Source organism: Streptomyces humidus, assembly GCF_014649655.1.
Classification (GTDB): domain Bacteria; phylum Actinomycetota; class Actinomycetes; order Streptomycetales; family Streptomycetaceae; genus Streptomyces; species Streptomyces humidus.
This window is the reverse complement of sequence record NZ_BMTL01000009.1, coordinates 149438-172347: the sequence shown is the minus strand read 5'-3', so window position 1 is coordinate 172347 and position 22910 is coordinate 149438. Positions and strand designations below refer to the sequence as shown.

1 protein-coding gene is annotated in these 22910 nt (G+C 72.7%); it reads right to left on the bottom strand.

The features are described 5' to 3' along the window. Nucleotides 1–18 precede the first annotated feature (18 nt). The gene (locus tag IE239_RS13015) at nt 19–22905 is read right to left on the bottom strand and encodes an EndoU domain-containing protein (RefSeq protein ID WP_190149424.1); all 22887 of its coding nucleotides are present in this window, start codon (nt 22903–22905) and stop codon (nt 19–21) included. Between the last annotated feature and the right edge of the window lie 5 nt (nt 22906–22910).

Sequence of the window (22910 nt, the reverse complement as noted above, 5' to 3'; positions counted from 1 at the left end):
GGCCTGCCGGACGCGCCGTCAGGCGGGGTCCGGAACACGTCCGGGGTCGCGCTCCTGTTGCTCGGTCGTCCTGCGGTCGGCGATCAGCCGAGCGAAGGCGGCCTGCGTCCCGGGGGTGAAGAGAGCCGGGTTGCGACGCAGCAGGCGCTCGAGGCGCGCAGGGCCGAATCCGAGACCGCTCAGCGGCTGCGGCCATGACGCGAGGTCCCACCAGGTCCTCGTCTCCAGGGAGTCGTCCGGTTCCGCCACGTCCTCGCGCCTCACCGGGGTGGCGAGCAGCTCCGCGGAGCCGAGCAGCGCGGCCAGCTCCGCGCCGGGGTCCTGCGCTTCCGGCCCGGGCGCGCTCTCTTCCGGTGCGGAGCCGCGGGCGGCCGGGTGTGGTCCGGGAAGGGAGATCTCCTGAGGATCCGACCATACGAGACGGGTGTTGACGTCCTCCGGACGGAATCGCAGCAGTGGCTCGCCGCCGGGCCGGTGGGAATCCCTGATCTTCCGGAACACGCTCTCGCTGAACGGCGACCTGGGTTCCGCCCAGTACATGTGCGCCCCGTGCATGACGCCCATGTCGTCGGCCCGCATGTCATTGACGAGCTCGTCGTACGAGCGGGGAGTCAGCCTCGAACCGCCGGTCGTCGAGATGTCGAAGATGTCGTGGTCGCCCGTGATCGGTTTCTCGGCGCCGGCGCCGTCACGGCCCAGGACCAGACCGTCCCTGACCACGAAGGTGCCCGCGTCCTCCAGTGCCGCCATGGCCGGCGCCAGCTCCCGGAACTCCCGCGACCGCTGGTCGTGACGCGCCTGGAGACGGCCCCACGAGTCGTCGTCCATGTCGGAGGTGCGCTCGGGCGCCTTCGGCTGGAAGTAGCCCACCAGTCCGATGTGGTCGGGGTCCGCGCCGAGACCGACGTCCAGTTCACTGATCGTCTTCGCCTTGATCTCCTTGGGCTTGGGCAGCGCGCCCCTGGCCAGCCAGCCGGGGGCCGCGGGGTTCGTGGGCCGGACGTCGATCAACAGACCGCGTTCCGACGCGAACCGGCGGAACTTCTCGAAGTTCTTCACCGGCAGTCCGTACTCCCGCTCCGCCGTCCGCGGCGTCACGACAGCCCCGGCGCCTTCCCACCCGCTGTCAGGGGCCGGGTGCGACCCGGCGTCGAGCTCCTCCTGGGGCTCGAGCGCGGCGGCGTCCTCCGATCGGTCATCAGCGGCACCGTCCGGGGTCCCGTCCTCGGGAGCGACGGCCGCCGGGTCACGCACGCCTTCGACGCCGCCTTCGACGAGGCCTTCGTCGACGGCGTCGGCCGTCTCGGCGTCGGCGGCGGTGTCGGCGGCTGTATCGACGGCGGCAGTGCCGACGGGCGTTGTGGCGGCAGTGCCGGAGTCGTCGTGGCGTGGCGCGGGACCGCCGGCCGCACCGCCGTCGGGTCGCGCCAGCAAGTACTCGCCCGCCCTGCGGTACAGCACCACCGGACGCCCCGCCGGCCGGTCGCCCCCGGCCCGGACGCCTACCGTCCCGTCCTGGCTCACGACCGTCCCGTCCTCGCTCACGACGGTCACGTCGGCGCCGAGGACCTCGGCCGCGTAGCGGACCGCCTCCCGCTCGTCGGCGTCGTCCCAGACGCCGTCCCCGGCGGGCGCGTTCCGGTCGCCCCCGGGGTGGGGCGGCCGGGGCCCGGTCGCCGGCAGGGCGCGTGACCCGCCGTCGGCTTCCGGCAGACCGTCGGTGACGGCGTGCCAGAAGCCGTTTCCGTCGCCCACCGGTTCGACCAGGGTGTGGACCGTGCCGTCGGGGCCGGTCAGCGACGGTGCGCGTCCCGGCGGGAAGACGGCGCGCCAGCCACCCGATCCGGCCCTCCACGGCACGGAGGCGTGGGCGGGCCGCGGCGGGCGTCCGGCCGGGATCCCGCCGGTCTCGGCGGCGGCGGCCGCCGCGGGCCGCGGGGCGGGCAGCGCGGGCGTGCGCGGGGGCTCGGCGGCGGGGAGGGCCGGCCGGTAGTGCCGGTCCCTCAGCTGGAGCACGACGTGCGGCCGGGCCTCCTGCTCCCCGTCCGGCACGCCGGAGGACGGCGGCGTGAACTCCTGGAAGGCGCCGTCCGCGCCGACGACCGTGACGCGCGCCCCGAAGTGCCGGGAGGCCAGCGCGGCCAGCAGATCGGCGGCGCCGTGGTCCCAGCCCGCGTCGTCCGCGGCGTCGCCGGAGCGCAGCAGCTGGGCCCGCGCGAGAGCGGCGCGCTGCCCGGCGAGCAGCTCGGCGTGCAACGGCATCCGTTTCACGGCGTCGAACTCGCTGCGCTCCGGCGTGCCCTCCTCGAAGGCCACCCCGCTCTCCCGCAGTTCCGCGTCGTCGAACCCGTCCCTCGTGTCGGGCGACGTGAAGTCCAGCAGGTCGGCGTTGCGCGGATCGCCGAGTTCGGCGGCCAGGCGGCTCCGCAGGTCGCGCACGATCTCCTGGCGGTCCGCCGCCGCCGTCCACTCCTCGGCCTGCTCCGGGGAGGTGTGGTGCACCCCCTCGGCCAGGGCGTGGAAGAACGCGTCGCCGTCGGCGGGGACGTCGTGGACCGTGTAGAAGACGCCCTCGGGTGAGACCAGTCGGTCCGGCGAGCCGTCGGCCTGCGTGTAGCGGGGAGCCTGCGCGCCACCGGCCTGCCCGGCCGACGGAGGCGCCTGGTACACCACCGGCGGGGGCTCGGTGAGGCCCTGGCGCTCTTCCGGCTCGCCGGGGCGCGGTGTCTGCGCCGGCAGTTGGTGCCAGCGGGTGAGCCGGTCGGCGGCCGCGCGTACCCGGTGGAACTCGGTGGCGGCCGCCTCGGCCTCGTCGAGCAGGGGCCGCAGGAGCCGCAGCTTCTCCGCGCCGACCGGTTCGCCGGCCGGTTCGCCGCCGTCCTGCCCCAGGAACCCCTCCGGCTGGTCCGCCAGGGTCCGGCGCTTCTTCCAGTAGGCCTCGTCCGCAGCGATCCAGGCCTTGGACGCCCTGGTGACCTGGTCCCAGGCGTCCGCCACCCGGGCGGGGAAGTTCGCCTCCTCGATCAGGCCCAGCTCGCGGGCCGTGTCCTCGTGCACCACCGTGATCAGCTGGGTACTCGTCTCGACGGCCCGGACGCGCCGGACACGGCCGAACACCCGATGGGAGCGCTCCACGTCGGCGACGCCGAGCCAGCTCGTCGGGACCGCGAACACGAAACTCCGGCCCGCGGGCTTCTCGGTGAGCTGGGCCCCGTCCACGGCGCCCATAATCCAGCGGTCCGTGCCGGAGACGTTGGGCCCCGTGACGCTCCCGGTGGGAGCGACGGATCCGACGGTGTCCGCGGCCAGCGTGGGCAGCACGCCGAAAGCGGAGTCGTAGCCGCTCGTGCGGGACCGGACGGTGCCCTGCCCGGCGCTGTCGCGCTCCGCGACCTCCATCGTGCTCTCGGGCACCACCGCGAGCAGGGTGGCCCGGGTCAGGTCCGGCCGGGAGTGGAGGCGGAAGTCGCCGTGCGCGCTCCGCGCGTCGTTCAGGCCGGGGACCGTGTAGCCCTCGGCGGTGCCGCTCTCGTCGAAGAAGGAGGCCAGCGCGGCGTCCCGGGTCGCTTGGTCGAGAGCGAGCGCCGCGGCGGTGCCGGGGCGGGTGAGCCTGGTGTCGGCGGCACGCTTCGCGGCCGTGTCCAGCCGCGCGCCGGCGAGTTCGAGCGGACCGTCGGCGTCGGGGGTCACGGAGACCCCGAACGCCTCGCCCACGGCCAGGGTGGCGGCCTGCCGCAGGGTGTCCAGGCCGACGACCCTGCGCACCATCCAGCCGACGGCGGGCGGCCGGAAGGGACCGCGTGTGCCGTCCGGGAGTTCGGTGGAGCGCCAGGCGTCGACCTGTCCCTCGACGGCGCCGGGCGTCCACCGGGTGACGGTCCGCGGCGGCGGGGCCACCGCGGGCGGGCCGAGCGGGTCGTCCGCCGGCAGCGCCCGCGGCGTCGGAGCGGTCATGCTGAGCGGTACGTACTCGCGCAGCGTCCCGATCGCGTTCTCCGACCAGACCGGCGTGCCCTGGCCCGTGTCCAGCGTCAGCCGGAGCCGGTAGCGGGTGAGGTACTGGGCGTGCGGTTCGCGGGGGTAGAACCGCTGCGTCCGGGTCTGGGTGCGGGAGAGGCTCCGCCCGGTCTGTCCGGCGGAGACGACCGACCCGTCGAACGTCGCCGGCACCGAGAGCACATCGCCCTGCCGGGCCTTCTCGGGCTCCTCGGTCGTCACCGTGCTCTGGCCGACGAGGGCGCCGACTGCCCTGGACGTGCTCCTCGAACTGCCGCTCGTCCGCGTCACGTTCGCCGTCCGGGTGTCCTCGACGTTCACACCGTGGTCGAGGCCGTCGAACTCCGACTCCTCGGCGATCAGTTCCACCCGCAGACCGGCCACGCGGCTGCCCAGGGGAACTCCCAGGGTCCAACGGCCGATCCGGGTGCGCCCCGTGGCGCCGCCGGCGGTCATCTGCTCCCGCAGGGCACGCAGGGCACGGGGCGCCACCAGGGACCGAACGCGCTCACGGTCGGCCTCCCTGACCCGCAGCTCCCGCAGCCGCTGGTCGAACTCCGCCAGCACCGGGGTGGCGTCCAGGGTGTTGACCGGATAGGAGCCGAACGAGTGCTCGCGCCACCACGGGGCCATGGTCCACTCGTGCGCCGTGTACAGCGGCACCGTGCCCAGGCCGTCCCGGAGCAGCCCGAGCCGGTGGGCCTGCTTCTCGCCGAGGTGGCCGAGGTAACTGTCCGGGAGGGTGAGCCGGACGCCCGCCGGACCGGCGGGGCCGAAGGGCGCGAGTACGGGGCGGAGCAGCCCCTCGATGCGGACGGAGCCCGCGATGTCGTGCCGGGTGTCACCGGCCACCAGGACCTTGTGCCGGCCGTCGTCGGCGTTGGCGTCCCAGGTGACCGTACGCGTCACGGTGGTGGTCTCGGTGCTCGAGCGGCCGCGGCTGTAGCGCAGGCCGTAGGTCGAGACGAGTTCCGTGCCGCCCGGGTGCGTGGTGTCCCTGCCGCCCGCGGCCAGGGTCCAGGCGAAGCTGCGGGCCGCGGTGACGGATCCCCCGACGATCAGGTCGCTGCCGATCGCGAGCTCGGTGCCCATCTTGACGGGCTTGGAGACCACGCGCAGTTCCTGGACCCGGACATGGTGCACCAACTCGCCGACCCGGTGCCGCAGCAGGCCCTCGGCGAAGAACACCGACCGGGAGCCGGCCGGACCGGACGCCTGGTCGAAACCGCCGGTGAGGGCCTGCGACTGGAACAGCCGCACCATGGCGTCGTGCGGGACGGCCCCGGTCCGGGTGAAGTGCCAGGCGCCGCCGGACAGTCCGGCCATGAGGTCCTGGGCGGCGCGGGCGAGTGCCAGGGGCGAGCCCACACCGACGGTCTGGTGGGCGTGACCGCGGAACACGTCCCACGGCCGGTCTTCGCCCGCCTCGTCGGGGGGCGGTGTGCCCTCCATGAGGGCACGGGCCCGAACCGGGTCAAGACGCTCCGTGGACGGCCCCGGCCGGCCCCCCGACGGGGTGCCCGGCTCGCCGGAAGCGGGTGTCTCCGCCCCGGGTTCCCGGGGTTCCCCGGGCTGTTCGGGGTCTTCGGGCTCTTCGGGGTCTTCGGAGTCCCGTTGTTCCCGCGTCGGGGACTCCGGGGTGACCTGGGACGTCCCGGGCGCGGGTGTCGTGCCGGCCCGGCCGGAACGGAGCGCCGGGTCGTCGGACGCCGGTTGCCCTTCCGGCTCGGACGGCTCGGACGGCTCGGACGGCTCGGACGGCGTGCCGTCGGCTGACGGGCTCCTCGGGCCGGTGGTGTCGTGCGGTTGAGCGGCGTCGGCGTCCGTCGTCCGGACCTCCGGCACCGGGTCCAGGGCGGGGGCGGGAACGGGAGCTGCGGTGGGGACCGGATCGAGGGCGGGAGCGAGGGCGGAGGGCGTGTGCTCGTCCGGTACGGCCAGCACGACGCTGCCGGTGAACGGCGCCCCCGCCGCTCCCCCGATCAGGTCGTGGCTCTCCTGGGGCCGTGCGCCGAGCATGCCGAGCGACAGCGCTCGCGGGACCGAGCGGTAGCGGGCGAAGCCCTCGACGGCCGCCGTCAGGCTCAGCCGGTAGCTGTACAGGTGGGACGGACGGGCGCTGGCGGCCAGCGGCTCGAAGGACAAGGTGCCCCCGTACTGCGTGCCGCGGCCCCGGCTGCGGCCCCACATCACGCGGGCCGAGCTGACGGCGCGGTCCGTGACACCGGCCCGCGCCTCCACGCCCCAGCTCGTGGCGCGGTTCACCGCCGAGGAGCCGTCGAGGCGGTCCGTACCGGGGGCACTGCTCCGCAGGATCAGGTCGTTCTGGGTCCCCTCGTAGCGGCGGTGCGTCAGCTCGCCCTCGATGCGGAGGGTGAGCTGCGAGCGGGTCGCGGCGGCGGACGGAACATCCAGGGCGATGGAGAGCCCGGTGGTGGTGATCACCTCCAGACCGCCGGCGACGCTGTGGTGGGACAGGGCGTTGCGCACCCGCAGGGTGTTCTCCAGCGCCATGACGAACTGCTCCCGGTTGCCCCAGCGGGCATCATCCGGTGTGGTGAACGCCTCCAGCGGCGCCAGGACGCGGGGGTAGCGCCGCGCCACGTCCCCGATCACCCGGTCGGTGAAGGTCTCCAGCCAGCCCTGCGACGCGTCTGCCGGAACCCGGCCGCCCTCCCAGCCGAACGCCTCGGGCCTGCTCATGCCCAGCAGGGCGGGGCGGTCGTCGCTCAGGTACGCAGGGGGAAGGGGAACGTTGCCGTGCCGGGCGCGCAGGGTGGTGCCGTCGTCCCAGCCGGCCAGCCTGCGGGCCTCCGTGTGGGTCATCCGGTCCAGACTCCAGGTCTCGAAGGAGATGACCTCCTCGCTGCCGCTCCGGCGCACACGAACGGTCTTGCGGACGTGGTAGAGGACCGTGGGGACGTTCTTCGCCCGGCCGACGATCTTGCGGGCGCCGGAACCGCCGAACCCGGCGCTCTCCGTGACCGTGTGCTCCCGGCCGACGACGCCTCCGGCCGTCGCCTTCCCGAGGAAGCCCAGTTCCGCGCTGGGACCTGCGGTGACCTCGACGCCAAGGGAGGACGAGCGGGAGAAGCTCCGCTCGTTCCTGGCCGTCTGCTGGAGCGTGTTGCGCATTTCGACGACCTGGCTCTCGGTGAGCAGGACGGCCTCCCCGGGCACGATCCGCTCCACGACGAACGCGCCGAGGGGCGCACCCTCCTCGTCGAACAGCACCTGCGTGGCAATGCTCCCTCGGGCCAGCCGGTCGGCGGCCCGCTGGAAGTGATCCGCGCTGAAGAAGGCGGAGAGGTACGTGTGGGCATGGCTGCCGGGCGGGACGTCGACCGCGTTCACGACCCGGTCCCGCAGCGGCCTGAGCGGTCCGTAGCCCTCGGTGTGCACCAGCCGGTAGTCGGCCCGCGCGTCGAGCTCCATCCGCCGCGGCACGCGCCCGGGTTCGGCCGGGGAGGTGGCGCTGTCGGCGAGGCGCACGGTCAGTCCGTTGCGCACCGAGAAGGCGAGACGGTCCCCCGGCTGCTGGGAGGATCCGTCCGCACCGACGACGGTGACCTCGTACCACACGTCGTCCAGGTGCAGATGCGACGCCTCCGCCGCACGGCTCTCCACCTGGCTCAGCGTCGCGTTCTGCAGGGTGTGCTCGTGGGACCTGCTGACGCCCCCCGAGACGCCGATGCGGCCGAACCCGGCCCACCCCGACGGCGGGCCGACCAGGAGGCCCGCCCCGCCCCTCACCCTGCTGCCCGCCACGCCGCCGCGGCTGTCGCCGGTCTGGCTCCGGTGGGCGGCGTCGATCTTGACAGGGGTGGCGTGGACGTCGGTGAACCGCTCCCAGTTGCCGTGCGGGCGGGTGACCACGCGCAGCACCCGGCGCGTCCCGTCGCCGTAGGGCGGGGACTCGTAGCCGTCACCGGCGAAGGCGTGCGGCGTGCTGTCCAGCGCCCGGCGCAGGTCGTCGAGCGCCTCCTCCAGGCCGGGCCCGGCGTTCCGGCCGTCGAGACGGCCGGCGATCTCCGTCACGACCAGGCCGGCGCCGCGCAGGGTGACCCGGCTGTGGCCGTAGCTGCGGGCCCGGCTGTCCTGCGTGCCGTATCCGGCGGTCAGGTACTCGGGCAGCCGGCCGCCGTCGGTGAAGACCACCGGCCCGTCCTCGGCGGCCGGCGCCGGCATCGAACGGTCCACGCGGGGCGGGCGGTGCGTGTCGAGTTGCGTCTCGATACGGGCCAGGGCGTCCGCCCGGTCACTCCCGTCCGTGGCCCCCTCGGAACCGTCCCCGGGCGCGGCGGGGCGTTCGGCTTCCCCGGCGTCCTGCCCGGACGGCATGTCGCCCTCGGACAGGCCGCTCGCCGTTACCCCGGCATCCGGCCCGGACGGCATGTCGCCCTCGGACAGGCCGCTCGCCGTGCTGATGAGGGACAGACGCATGGCGGACGTTCCCGGCGGCGCCTCGTCGTCGGCTCCGCGTGCTTCCTCGGACTCGCCGGACTCCTCGGACTCCTCGGACTCCTCGTCCGAGTCGTCCGAGTCGTCCGAGTCGTCCGAGTCGTCCGAGTAACTCGAGTCGTCCGAGTCAGCCAGGTACCGGTCCCATTCCGCCGACTCCACCGACCCGGACTCCGAGCCGGACTCCGAGCCGGATCCGGATCGGCGCTCGGTCTCGTCTCCGGGCTCCGTGGCACCGTCGGCGTCGGTCGCGCCCCGCGGGCCGGGGGGCGTCAGGTGCTCCGGAACAAGTCCGGGAATCGCGTAGAGGGCTGTGACATCGCCGTCCAGCGCCGCCGCTTCCTGCGGCGTCGAGACATCGGCGAGATGGGAGGCGCGCATGATTTCGTAGAGGGAATGCCCCTGTCCGGGGAGCATCCACCCCATCAACGCGCTCCGGAAGTCGACGGCGTGGGTCCCCCGAACGTTCAGCCACTGGAACTCCCGCATCATGCGCAGCGTCGTTCCCGAGATTCCCGAGATCAGCGGCATCCCCCTGTCCCCATGCCACTGCCGGTACCAGGGCGACTGCTCGTCCAGGTGGTATTTCGTGGCCCCGTTGATCCAGGGCAGGGGCAGTTCAGGTCCCATTTCGTCGGCGGAGACCAGATCGCCCGCGCGAGGCTGCCGCGCTTCCATGGGTTCCCGGACGACGGCGAAGACCCTCAGGTCCGTGCGGGCGGCCGCACCCGGAGCCTCCGGGTCCTGCTGGGCCGACACCCCGTCGGGCAGCGATCCGCGCCGTATCTCGACCCCCACCACACCGGGTTCGTCACGAATGTGGTCGACGAGCGGTTCGCCGCTCTCCGGATCGAACCGCAGGGTGTCCAGCGGTATCTCCCTGCGGGTGAATCCCGTCAGGGGCACTGCTCCCCCACGAAGCCACAGGAGATCGTTCTCACGGTCGGTGAGCGGGACACCGAGATACGCGTAGTCCCGCGGTGTCATGCTGTTCGAACCCGGCTGCCCGGCATCCGGCTGCCTGACGCGGGACGCGAGGCTGTGAGCGACCTCCAGAGGGTCCTTCGGCATGTCCCTCGTGCTGTAGGCGGCGAGGTTGCCCAGGGCGAGGGGATTCCGGACGAAAAGACCGGCCTGATCGCGGATCGCCGGGTCGTCGAGGGCCCGCCGCTCGAACTCCGTCGCGTGTCCTCCGTAAACGAACGCCGCGTAGGCCGCCAGAGATTCGCCGTCGAGCCCCAGTTGCTCGGCGCGCCTCCTGACGCCGTGAGAGGGATCGGTGTTTCCGGACCCTGCGCCCAGAACCCGCTCGATGACATGGGTCACCGACGGAACCAGCGGGTCCCGCTCGTACAGGGTCTTCTTCCCCATGGCGTTGAACAAGGCCGTCATCAGCTCGCGCACCGTGCCCGACTCGATCAGCTCGTCGAGCCGTTCGGTGTCGGGGCCGCTCCGGTTGCGACCCACCTGACCGTCAGCGGTCGTGTCGGCACTGAGGAAAGCAGAGTCGATGAACTCCGGGGAGTAGTGCGGGTAGGCGGCGCGCAGCACCTGCCGGACCCTCGTCACGGCCGAACGGGCGGCCTCGAGCGCTGCGGGGTCGGCGTGATAGTGAGCCCCGAGTTCCTGCTCGAACCGGGCTCGCTCGCGGGCAAGGCCGTCCGCCGCGGACGTCTCCTGCCCGAACGCCGTCACAGCGGCCGGGTCGGGATCGCGGAGCGACGACTCGCCGTGCACCGCCTCGGTCCGACCGGAACGCGCTGCGGGCGGTGCGGCGGGCGCGATGGGCGCGGCGTCCTGTCCGCCGTCGGCCCACGCCTCGTCGTCCATCAGGTCCGACGGCGGGGCCGAGGGGGCGACACGAGGGAGCCAGTCGCCCCGGTCCGAGGGGTCGGGCTCACGCAGTGTGGTGGGCGTGCTGAAGGGGTCGGCCAGTGCGAGCCGGTGGACGGCCCGGCCGAGGTGGAAAGATCCGCCGGCGGTCGGCGTCCAGGCGTCGGGGCGCGGCACCGGGCCGTCGAGCAGTCGCTCGGCCAGCTCGCGCATCGTCCTGTCGCCCGGCATCACCCCGATGAGGAGCTTGGACATGGCGGCCTTGGAGTCCTCGACCCCGGGAAATGAGTGATGTGCCTGCTCGGCGCCGTCGGTGTGCACCAGCGACAGCCGGACCAGAGCACCGTCCGACCGCATCCGGTTCATCGCCGGGTTGAAGAAGTTGGTCAGCGCCGTGCGGACGCTGCCGAAGTTCTCGTACATCCGTGCGACATCGGTTCCGGGAGCGGGGTCGAGATGGACCCGGACCGCCAGCTCGATGGCGCGCTGTCCGTTGGCGAACAGCACGTGCCGGACGTCGAAGGGAAGGACCCGGCCGCGGCTGTCGACCGTCACGGGCTCGGCAGCCGCCTCACCGACCGGACCGTATCGGGGCCAGCCGGTGTGCGGTTGGACGTGCGTGGGCCGGAAGACGAGGATCCGGCCGTCACGCTCCAGGCCCTCGATGCGGACGTCTGCGGCCATGCCGACCCAGTGTTTCGTGCCGCGGTCGTCGGCCGGCCTGACCAGGTTCGCCTCGACGGCGGAGGCGTGCGCGTGCGTGACGCCGGCCAGCAGCCGGTCCGGTCGCCATTCCCGGGGGAACATCACGTGCGGCTCCCCGTCCACGTGGGGGGCCCAGTCGAAGTACCCATACGGTGACCTCGGTTCCTCGCCCTCACGAAGCGGCTGGGCCACGGGAAGCCGGGGGTCGAGGAAACGGACCTGGGCGTCGTACGTGCCGTTGTGGTGTTCCCTGCCGGGACTGACCTCCAGACCGTAGAAGTACTTCTGATGCTCCGGCGGCATCCGGAGTGCGTGGTGGGCGCCGGTGCGGGTGCGGCGGTCGCCGTAACGGACCAGGTCCTCCACGCGCCGGCCGATGACGGGACCGCTGTCGGTGCGGGCCGGCGGAGCGGAGGGCGCCTCGTCGGCCGGCGGAGCGGAGGGCGCCTCGTCGGCCGACGGCGCGGAGGGTGCCTCGTCCGACGGCACAGGAGTACCGGGCTGGTCGTCGCCGGGGCGGAAGTCCGTGAAGACGCCGCGGGAGATCTCTCCCTCGATCCGTACGCCGTCGTATTCGCCGGTCCACTGATAGACACCGGGCCGTTTCGGGACGGCCTGGACAGTGCCTTCCCGCAGGGCGTGCAGGTAGGCCTGTTCGGCGGCGTAGACCGCGTCGTCCTCGGTCCACCGCGCGGGGAACATCATCAGCCCGCGGTCCGGCTGTGACGGCAGGGCGAGATCGCCGGCGTCGGTATGAAGGGCGCGGTCGTCACCCGTCGTCCGCCCGTGCAGGCCCGGGTACCTTGCGCGATAGGTCCCGTTGCCGTTGGCCGTGCCCTCCAGTGCGACGGGCCGGGGCCGGTCCGAGGCGGGTGTGGGCGTCACGCGTCCGCCGCCACCGGTTCGGGCCTCGCCGTGGAGCACCGACCTGCGCACCTCCAGAGCGAAGTGGGCGCGGGCGGGCAGGCCGTCCGGGCGCGGGCGCAGCGCGTCCTCGGTGAAGAAGGTCACCTCCGACTCGGTCCGGCGCCCGGCCGTCTTCAGGGCGGACTCGATCCACGCCCCCAGCTGGCGCAGATTCCGGGGAGGAATCCGCATCCGGCCCTGTGCCACGCCGGAGTTGTGGTCGTTGTCCACAGCGGGGCGGCCTCGGTCGTCCACGAGGAAGGCCCCCATCAGGCCCTCGTCCTCGTACAGGGCACGCCAGCCGTTGCGGTCGAACTCCCGGTACTCGTCCTCGAGGCCCAGCAGGTGTCCAAGCTCGTGCGCCAGCACGAACGGCTTCGCTCCGAGCGCCCAGTCCTCGTGGGACGACCGCTCGCTGTCGCGGCGCACTCTCACGATGTGATGCGGGGAATCCGAGTCGGTGACGAACCGCAGGCCGACCTGGAAGACGTCCCCGTTGGGCAGCCGGTGGCCGGTGTTCCACAGCCTGTCGACACCCTGTCGGGCGCGCTGCCTCAGCTCGGCGAGCTCCTCGTCGGTGATGGGCCGCTCATTCGGCATCGGCATGAGAGACAGACGGACCTCGGCCCGAGAGGCGAACTCGCCCAAGGGGAGCCGGTAGCGCCGCACCTCGAAATGCCGGATCGCGAGACAGCCTCCGTAGGGCGCACCGACCCACCGTCCCGCTCTGCCCGGCCTGATCGTGGCGCGGCCGATCTCGACACCGTCGGCGAACCCGGGCCCGGCGTCCCGGGCGTCTCCCGCGCCCTCCGCCGTGCTCGGCGCGCCCTCGGCAGGGGCCGAGCGCGCGCCGGAGCGCCAGGTCCGTCCCGTGTCGAGGCCGGGTGTGTCCTCGTCGCTGCGGGGGCTGTCGTCGCCGGCCCGGCTCATACCCGGACCCGGAAAGGCCGGCGCCTCCCGGCCCTCCGTCGGTACGGGGCCGGTGGGCGCGCTCGGATGGACGGTCCGGGGCTCCGTCGGCCCACTGGCTTCTTCCTCGGGGCGGCGGACGCGGCCCCGTTCCTGCGACCAGGGGCCGGCATCGGACGGATCGGGTTCACGCAGAGTGGTGGGCCGCGCGAAGGGGTCCGTCAGTTCGCGCAGGTCCAGGGCGTCACGCAGGGCGTCCTGCGCCCCGTCCCGGTCGATGCGGTCGGCCGGCCGCCATGCGACGGCCGCCGGTGTCTCCTGGCCCAGCAGTTCCTCGGCGACAGCGCGCAGTTCGACGCGGTCCGGCAGCGTCTCCAGGACCGCGTCCGAGAACGCGGCCAGGTCGTCCGGGTGCGCGGGAAGCGAGTGGTGCGCTTTCTCAGGGCTGTGGACCCTGACCAACGACGTACGGACGAGCGGCCTGTCCGCCCGGTCCGCCAGAACCTCGTACGCGAAGAGGCCGGAGCCGGCCGCGACCTGGCGCTGCAGTGTGTACCAGGTGTTCTCCACCGAGGGGTTGCCGTCGCCGGGTGCGACCGTCACGTGGATCCGGATCTCGACGTCGATACCGTGCTGACCGTTGCGGAACAGCACGTGCCGGGCGGAGAAGGGAAAGACACGGCCCTCGCGGGTGAACGATCCGGTCGGGACGGACTCCTCGCCGACCGGCACGTGGTAGGGCCACCTGCGGTACGGCTGCATCTGTGTGGGCCGGTAGGCGAGGTGCTGACCGTCGCGTTCGAGGCCCTCGACACGGATGTCGCCGCTCCAGCCGACCCAGTGGTGCGTGCCGGGTACGGCCGACTCCCGGACCGCTCCTGCGGCGACGGCCTCGGAGTACGCGCCGTCGACGGCGTCCAGCAGCCGGTGCGGTGCCCAGCTGTCGGGGAACATGACGTGGCGGTCCCCGTCCTGGTGCAAACGCCAGTGGCGCAGAGCGGCCGCCCTGCGGGTGCCGACGCGGACCGCGGGGTCGAGGAACCGGACCTCGGCCCGGTACGTGCCGTTGTCGTGTTTCAGGCCGGGGATGACCAACACGCCATGCTTCCGCGCCCGATCCGCCGCACTGACCTTGGGCAGGTGGTAGGCGCCGGTCCGCGTGCTTCTGTCGCCGTACCGGGCCACGTCCTCGACCCGCTGCCCGAACTCCGGTCCTGTCCGGGCACGGGCCGGTGCCGGCCCGGGTGACGCGGGGGCGTCCGTGTCGGGCTGGTCGTCACTGGGACGAAAGCCGGTGAAGGCGCCGTTGACGAATTCCCCCGTGATACGCACTCCGTCGTACTCACCGGTCCAGACGTGAGCGCCGGGTCTGTCGGCGACAGGCCGGACCTCGTCCGCGCGCAGGGCATGCAGATATGCCTGCTCGGCGGCGTAGACGGCGTCGTCCTCGGTCCAGTGCGCCGGAAACATCATCTGTCCGCGCGTCGTCTCGTCCCGTCGGCGGATGTGCAGGTCGCCGGCGAGGGGGTGTGAGCCGGTCGACGCCTCCGGCCGCCGCACAGGCAGCCCCGGGTACTCGGCGCGGAAGGTCCCGTTGGCGTGGGTCGTCCCCTCCAGCGCGACCGGCCGCACACGGGCCGACATGCCGCCGGGCGGCAGGTGACCACCTGAGACACGAGGCTTTCCGTACAGCACGGCCTGCCGGGTCTCCAGGGAGAAGTGGGCGCGGGCCGGCAGTCCGTCCGCGCGGGGCCGGAGCGAGTCATCGGTGGAGAAGGCCACCTGACGGTCGATCCGCAGCCGTGCGGTCGCCAGGACGGACTCGACGGCCGCTCCGATCTGGCGCAGATGGCGGGGGGCGATCCGCTTCCGGCCGAGGCCCACAATGCCGTCCGGGTGCTCTGCGTCGACGAGTTGGCGCCCTCGGCTGTCCACGCCGTAGCCGCCCATCAGGTTCCCGTCGTGGTAGACGGTACGCCCGCCCCGGGCGTGGCTCTCGCGGTACTCGTCGTCGAAGCCCAGCAGGTGCCCCACCTCGTGGGCCAGCACGTGCGACGGGGTCCCGAGGCCCCAGTTCCTGTGGTTGGCCCGCTCGTACGTGCGGTGCACCCCGACAGGGTGGCGAACGGACGTGAAATCGGCATCGAAGTCCAGGTCGACCCGGAACAGGTCTCCGCCGGGAAGGCGCGAGCCGACGTTGTACAGCTCGTCGACGCCTTGCTGCGCACGCGCGGCGAGCGCGCGCATCTCCTCCCCGGAAAGACGCGGGTCCTGCCCGCCGCGATTCATCATCCAGATCCGGACCACCGCGCGCGTGAGGAAGTCACCCCCCGGCAACCGGTACCGCCGTACCTCGAAGCGCCGTACGTCGAGCACTCCCCCGTCTGCCCCGACCCAGACCCGCCAATCGTCAGGTCTCGGAGCGCCCAGCAGGTAGCCCACCTCGTGGGCCAGCAGGTCGGAGCCGGTGTCGAGTCCCCAGTTCTCGCTGTCCGGCCCCTTCCGCTCCGCGTGCACGGCGACGACATGGTGAGCGGATTCGGCTGTGGGGACGAACTCCAGGTCGACCTTGAACCTCTGCCCGTCGGGCAGCCACAGCAGGTTGTCGTTGAACCATTGGCGGACGCCGTCCCGCGCTCTGTCCTCGAGTTCGCGCAGTCCGTCCTCGGAGACGGACGCCCCGCTTCCGGGGGCCGGCACCAGCGCTATGCGCATCACCACGCGCGTGACCGACCCAGACTCCGACGACTGGTCCTGCCGCACCTCGAAGCGCCTGAGGTCGAGCGTCCCGTCGGCTGCTCCGACCCAACGGCGCCAGTACGCAGGGTCATGGACCTGGTGGACCGGGGAGGGTTCCACCTCGCCGCGGGCGATCTCGACGGCGCCGGGAAAGCCCGGCACCGGCGCCTCCGGCACCGGCTCCGGCCCCCCTGCCGCCTCCGGCTCCGCCTCCTGCTGCGTCCTCGTCCGGTCCGGGACCGAGCCGTGCAGCCAGTTCCTGACAGCCTGCCAGAGCCGCCCGGCCCAGGCGGCCGTGGCCCGCCGCATCCCGACGATCCGCCCCCAGATGTCCCGCAGACGCCCGATCAGGCCGTCCCATGCGGAGGCCTCCTCGGCGTCGACGGCCCGTTCTCCCTCCGGGGGCGCGGCATCTTGACCGCCCCGGCCGAGCCTGTCCGCCGCGTCCTGGGAAGGGGACGCGGTGACCGGATCCGGGGAGTCGGCGGTGAACCCGGCCTGGAAGACCACCCCCGGTGGCGTGTTCGAGAACCGCCACACCCGCTCCTCGCGGCCCACGACCAGGTGGTCGCGCTCGTTCGGAGGCACCCTGGTCAGGTCCACGGCCGGTACGGTGTCCGCCTCGGCGGGGGTGCTCGACTCGGTGCGCAAGGCAGCGGCGGGCTCCGTGTCGGTGGCAGTGGCCGGCTCGACGGCGGGGGCGGTGGTGGTGTGGTGGAGGTAGGGGGTCAGGACGTCGGCGATCTGCTGCAGGTGGTCGGTGGTGAGGACGAAGTCCTGGTGTGCGGGGTCGGTGAAGGCGCCCATCAGGCTGGATTCGCCCTCGGCGACGGTCTGCTCGCTGCGGCCGCCGGGGGTCAGCAGGACGCGCGGGTCGGCGTCGTCGTCACGGACACCGAGGCCGTGGACGATCTCGTGGACGTACGCGGCCGGATGCACACCGGTGTACCAGGCGTTCTGCACCATCGACCGCTCGGAGGGCGGCAGACCACCACGTACGGTGACGACGGAGTCCGCCTGCTCCTCCGAGCCGACGAACCGCACCTCCACCCGCAGCAGCGGCCCCGGCAGGGAAGGACCGGTGACCTGGTCGGGCTGGAGCGCCGGCAGACGGTAGTCGCGCTGGTTGACCAGGTCGTCCAGGGCTGCGCGCAGGCCGTTCTGCAGGACGGTGACCTGTTCGGGCGATGCGTCCTGGGTGGCCAGACGGATCCGGCGGGTGAAGTGGACGGTGTCCTGGGCGGGGGTCGCACCACGGTAGCGGGCCCAGGAGTAACCGGCCTGCGTCCGCTCGCCGGAAGATCTCGGGCGGTCCACCAGCCACGGCGCGTCGAACTCGACCAGCTCACCGTCGACCAGCCGGGTCACCGTGCGGGCGCCGGGCGCAGCGGGCGTGAACTCGAACGCCTCGCGCGTCCCTTCACCGCCGAACGGAATCCACCGGTCACTACGTACCTCACCCGAGGCCGACAGCTCACCGCCGGCCCAGTCGACCGACTCGGTGCCCGGGTTCCAGGTGCCGGTGCGGTGCAGTTCCCGGTCGAAGACGCTGACCACGGCTTGGGCAGTGATCGGGCCGGTGAACGCGATCTCCTGCTCGTCGAGCTGCATGTCGATCGTCGCGTTGACGTCGATACCGGTGGGGTCCGGGTTACGGGCGGGGTCGATCTGGTAGCGGTACCGGCGGTCCCCGTACCACAGTTCGCGGTTGCGGGTCGTGCCCACGAACTGCGCCGACGGGTTCTCGGTCACCCATTCCATGATCGGCACCGCATTGCCCGGGTCGTACGGACGAAAACCCTCCCGGAACACCTGCTCCGGCGGCAGATCCGAGAACCGCCACACCTGCTCGCCCGCACGGCTCTCCGGGTAAGGGAAGAGATCGAAGTCGTCGCCGTGCACCATGGTGTAGTCCACCGCCGGCGCCACGTCGCTCGCCGTGTCCCCCGTGCCCGCCGTATCGGCCGGGCGGCCGCTGCCGGCCAGATCGTCCAGCAGGTCCTCGACGGCACCCGGCTGCTCGAACCACTCGTCCAGTTGCGACTCGTCCGCACCGGATCGGTCGTTCAGCCGTCGCTGCTTCGCCGGAGGCCGTCCCTCAGTGGATTCGGCGGCCCGGCTTGTGGCGGGCCGGGTCGTGCCGGGCTGGACGTGCTCCTCGCCCGTCGTGCTCACGGACTCGTGGGACGACGCCTGCAGCCACTGTTCGCTGAGGAAGAGGGCCTCGTCCTCGGTGAACAGATTCTGGAAATCACCCGTCAGGAAGTCGGCATCGTCCTCAGTGATGAGCCACTGCTCGCCCCCTGTTTCGTCACCGGGGTGCGGCGAGTGAGGCGGCCCTGACCGGACGGCACGTTCCCCCTCCTCTTCGAGTTGCGTACCGTCCGTGGGTTGCGCGTCCCCGAAGAAATCCAGCTCGTTTCCGGTGAGCTGGACAGGCTGCTCGGCGCTGTCACCGAAGTCGACGCCCAACACCCGCAGCCGATCGCGGACCGACTCGTACGCTGCATCGATTCGGTCCCTGTCGAGCATGGACGGAGCAGCGAGCTCACCGGACATCAACCTCCTCACGGTATTGGGCCCAGTACCGACGCTTCTGGCCACGGCCTTCTTCGACCCCAGCCGCTTTTCCAGGTCAGCCAGCTTGCCGCGGGCGTCGTACGGCGTGACGCGTGCTGTGACGTCGGCGGCGGTGACCGTGCCGCTGGGGCCGCGTTCCGCAAGCAGGGCCAATGCCGCGTCGAACCGATCGGCGATGTCAGGCGACAAGTTCGTGACACCGCCGAAGCGGTAATGGTCCACGTCTCTCACCTTGATACGGAGGATGTCTGCCACGGCCTCGCGCGATCCCAGCCAGTCCAGCAGGCGCGCCGTCTTGGACTGGAGAGGGCTCCAGCTGCTGCGGACCCGGTCCGTGACCTCATCCGCGGTGACCGGGCCGGTGCGGCCGGGTTCCTTGAGCAAGGCCACCGCCGCCTTGATCCGCTCGGCAACGCCTAGCCCCGGAGGTTCGCCGCGCCTGTAGCCCCGCACCAATTCCGCGTGGTCCTTGAGTATGCCGGCCACGGCCTTGTCCGACCCCAGCCGGTTCACCAGATACCGCACGCTCGCCTGGGACACGGTGATGACATCGGCGAGCCCCAGCTCCAGGTACATGCTGTGCGCCGCATCGAGCCGATCAGCGAAGTCCGCCCCTGGGTTGTCGCTTCTGAGGACGTCAGATATCGACGCTCTATGCACATTGAGCTCCCGGGCCACGGCCCTCGCCGACCCCAGCCACTTTTCCAGGTCAGCCAGCTTGCCGTAGGCGTCGTACGGCGTGACGCGTGCTGTGACGTCGGCGGCGGTGACCGTGCCGGTACGGCCGGGTTCATCAAGCAGGGCCAATGCCGCGTCGATCCGGTCGACCATGGCCTTAGCCGGGTTCCGGATATCGCCGACGCGGTAAGCGCTCACGACGCTCACGTGGACGCCGAGGACTTCTGCCACGCCCTTGTCCGATCGCAGCCGTTCCCTCAGGCGCACCACCTTGGACTGGAGGGGGCTCCAGCTGCTGCTGACCCAGGCGTCAACCTCCTCACCGCTGGGGGGGCCGGTGCGGCCGTGCTCCTGGAGCAGGTCGACCAACGCGCGGAGCCGCTCAGCATGGACCACGTCCAGCGTCGAAGTCCGGCCGCTCTCCCAACTTTGCACCCTTGGCATGCTGGCACCGACGATGTCGGCCACGGCCTGGAACGATCCCAGACTGTGCCGCGCATAGCGCACCTCGGCCTGGAGGAGAGTCGCCGGGCTGTGCCCGTCGGCCGCCGTACCCGCCACGGTCGAAACGCCCGCCGCGGGCGCCTGCGGCGCAACAGGCCCTGCAGGCTCCCCGTTCGTACCCGAGGACTCCTGGGGCCGGCCGAGGAACTCGTCACTCCCGAGGAAGTCGAGCTCCCCCGGAGTGAAGTCCGGCAGACCCTGCGGCGGTCGTCCGTCAAGCGCACCGGGATGCGCGACCGCCTGCCCCTCGCCCGCGGTCCGGGCGGCCACGCCCTCGCCCTGTTCTCCCGCTCTCCGTGCATCGCGCATCGCCGGGGCGACATCCGGACCGCGCCGGCCTGAGGGTTCCTCCGCAGCCGCCGCATCGGGCGCGTTCTCCGAACGGGACGCGGCGACCGCGTCCGAAGCCGTGACCATCACCCCCTGAGCCGACGTGGCGCCGACCGTGTTCTGGTGGAGGTAGGGGGTCAGGACGTCGGCGATCTGCCGCAGGTGATCGGAGGTCAGGAGAGCCTTCTTGCCGTCCTGGTACGGGTCCATCAAGTCGTAATGGCCATCGGGGACGTCCTGCGGGCGGTGACCACCCGGCGTCAGCAGGACCCGCGGGTCGGCTCCGTCCCTGCCATCACGCACACCCAGGCCGTGAACGATCTCGTGAACGTACTTGTCGGCGGCAGCGTCGGTGTACCACTCGTTCTGTCTCATCGGCTCGTCGTCGTCGGGCCTTCCCTTGACGACGTCCACCACGGTGTGCGCCCGGTCCCCGGAGGTGACGAACTCGACGGTGACCTGGAGCCGGGGGCCCGCCTCTCCCCGGTCGTCGCCCTGGTCCTGGAGGGCCGGCAGCCTGTGGCCCGGCTCGTTGACGAGGCGGTCCAGGCCCCGGACGAGCGTCTTGCGGACCTCGGCGACCTCGGCCTCGCTCACACCGTCCTTCGGAACCAGAAGGACACGGCGGGTCAGCCGGATGGTGTCCTGCTCCGGCGTGCTTCCCCGATGCCGTTCCCATGCGTAGCCGACATCGGTCCGCTCTCCCGAACTGTCGGGCCCCCGCCGCACCACGGGTGACCCGTCCTTCAACCCGAACTCGAACGCCTCCGCCAGATGTTCTCCCTTCGGCCCCTGCCCGGCCCGGTAGGGAATCCACCGCTCGGAACGCACCTCGCCCGCCCCCCACAGCGCACCCGGCTCCTGCCCGTCGGCATTGCCCCCGCCGCCGGGTTGCGCGGCAGGTTCCACGGTCACGGGCGTGACCGCGGTGGCCTCGCCCTTGACGGACCGCCCGGAAGGGCCGGCGGACACGGCGGTGTCGCTGTCGGACTCCGAGACGTCGGGCCGGTCGGGCCTCCGCTCCTCCGTCCGTCCGTCATCGGCGCCGGCCGCGGGTCCCGCGACGGCTCCGGACACGGTGGGCACCTGTCCGGCAGGCGCCACCGCACCGGCGTCCTCACCGTGGGCCAGTGCGTCCTGGGCCGGTGCGTCGTGAGTCAGGGGGTCGTGAGCCAGGGCGTCGTGGGCCGGATCCGCCGCGTTCCCGCCCACCGTCTGGACCGGGTCCGCGGCCTCCTGGGCCGGGGCCGCCCCGTCTGCCTCCCCAGGGGTCTTGGGCACCGTCTGCGCTCCGGCAGTGGGCCGGGCTGTGGCGGCCGGCGCGGCAGCCGTCGGGGCGGAGTGCGGCGCGGCGGCGGGGACGGGCTGGACCAGAGGGGGAGTGCGGTCCGTGGACTGCCCGTCCGTGCTGACCGGGCCGGGGGTCGGCCCGGTCGACGGGACGGAGCCCGCGGAGGTCTCCGAAACCGTCCGCACAGGGCCGTCGGCGCCCTCTTCGCCGACGGCGGCATCGCTGTCGGTGTCGCTGTCGTGCTCACGGTCCCCGGCCGTGTCCGGGTCCCCGGAGACGGTCCGCACGGGCCGTGACGCGGGGGCGTGGGCGGGGTCGCCCGAGGGGGCCGGCTGAGGGGCAGCCGTACCGGAGTGCGGCGCCTCGGCCGGGACGTCCGTGGGCGTGGTGGCCGGCGGCGTGGCCGTCACGGGAGTGACGGCGGCGGGTGTGACCGCTGTGGGCGCGAGCGGTGGAGTCCGGTCCGGGTCGGTCTCCCCGGCTCCGGCGTCGTGCGCGGGCGTGCCGTCGGGGTTCTCGCCCTGGCCGGCGCCGGGGCGGTTGCCGGGGACGTTCGTGGTGTTCGTGCTCGGCGTAAGGCTCGCGGGGGCCGCCGAGGACGGCGTCGTCGGGGTGGCGGCCTGCGGAACCGAGGTTCCCCCGAGGCCGGTGGAGCCGTCCGAGGCAGCGGCGGGGCCCTCGGCCCCGGGTGCGGGCCGCGTTCCCGTGTCGAGGCTCCCCGGGACCGTGGGACCGGCGCTGACGGTGGGAACGGGGACGACAGGGTCCGACGGTCCGTCGCCGGCGTGTGTGGACCCACCGCTCCCCGCAATGCCCGGACGGGCGTCCTTCCCGGTCGTGTCCTTGTCCTCGCCGCCGGTGCCCGGGCCGGCGTCCGGCCCGTTGACCGTGGCAGCGGGCTGGTCGACGGAGAACTTGGTGTTGATCCACGTGCCCGAGCCCACGGCGCCCGTGTGGAGGACGTGTTCGGACCGGTTGCTCAGGCCCGCGCCGACGAACGTGTCCGGGGACGTGGACCAGTTGCCGTAGAAGAGCCCGCCGCCGAGCACTTCGGCCAGGGACTCGCCGCCCGCCTCACCGAAGGCGTGGCTGCCGCCCGAGAGGTGCCGCCCCTGTGCCGGCTCGACAGGTACGGCCGGCCCCGTGACCGTCTTGCCTGCGGGGTTCTGTCCGGGCACGTGATTGTGCACCGGGGGACCTGACTTCTTGCCGATCTTGGGGATGACGTCGTCGGCGACGTTCTTGACCGCCGACGTCCCCTTGAAGCTCTTCTTGAACGCGTCGAAGACGCCCTGACTGCCCTTGGCCATCGGGGCGATGAACGCCCCCGCGAACGCGCCGAAGACGCCGTCCTGCGCGATCTGCTTCCAGTCGAAGCCCTTGGGGCTGAACTCGCCCTCCGTGAAGGCGATCATGCCCAGGCGCACCGCGAACGACTGGAACGCCTCCTCCAGCGCCTCGCTGAGGATGGGCAGCATGCGGGTGTGCCGCATGAGCGTGTCCATGAGCGTGAGGATCACGACGCGGCTGCGCGCCTTGGCCACGGCGGCCCGGCCGGCCGCCGCCCCGCCGCTGAACACCGACAGCGCGAAGACGACGACCAGCTCGACCATGAGGCGGATCACCTCGGCGATGATCTGCCACTTGGCCTCCTTGATCTGGTAGGAGGTCCTCACCCTGTTGTCGGCGACCTCGTCCAGCCGCCGGGAGAACTGCTGGAGCGGAGCCGCCCCGCCCTGGTCCACGAACATGCGCATCGCGCGCACGTAGTTCTGCCCGGCCTGGGGCGGCAGCGCCCGGGCCGCGCCGCCGATCGACTTCTCGATCAGGTCGGACAGCTCGTCCAGATTCCTGGCCAGCTTCCGGTAGGGCGCGTGGCTCTCGCGGGCCAGGTCCTCGTTCGCCTGGATGAGCCGTTCGCCGATGAGGACGAACAGCATGTTGTTCACCGGCTTCGAGGCCTGGATCGCCATGTCGG

Excerpts from the sequence above, each read along its gene's own strand:
- IE239_RS13015 (WP_190149424.1), bottom strand. The coding sequence starts at position 22,905 with ATGGCGATCCAGGCCTCGAAGCCGGTGAACAACATGCTGTTCGTCCTC.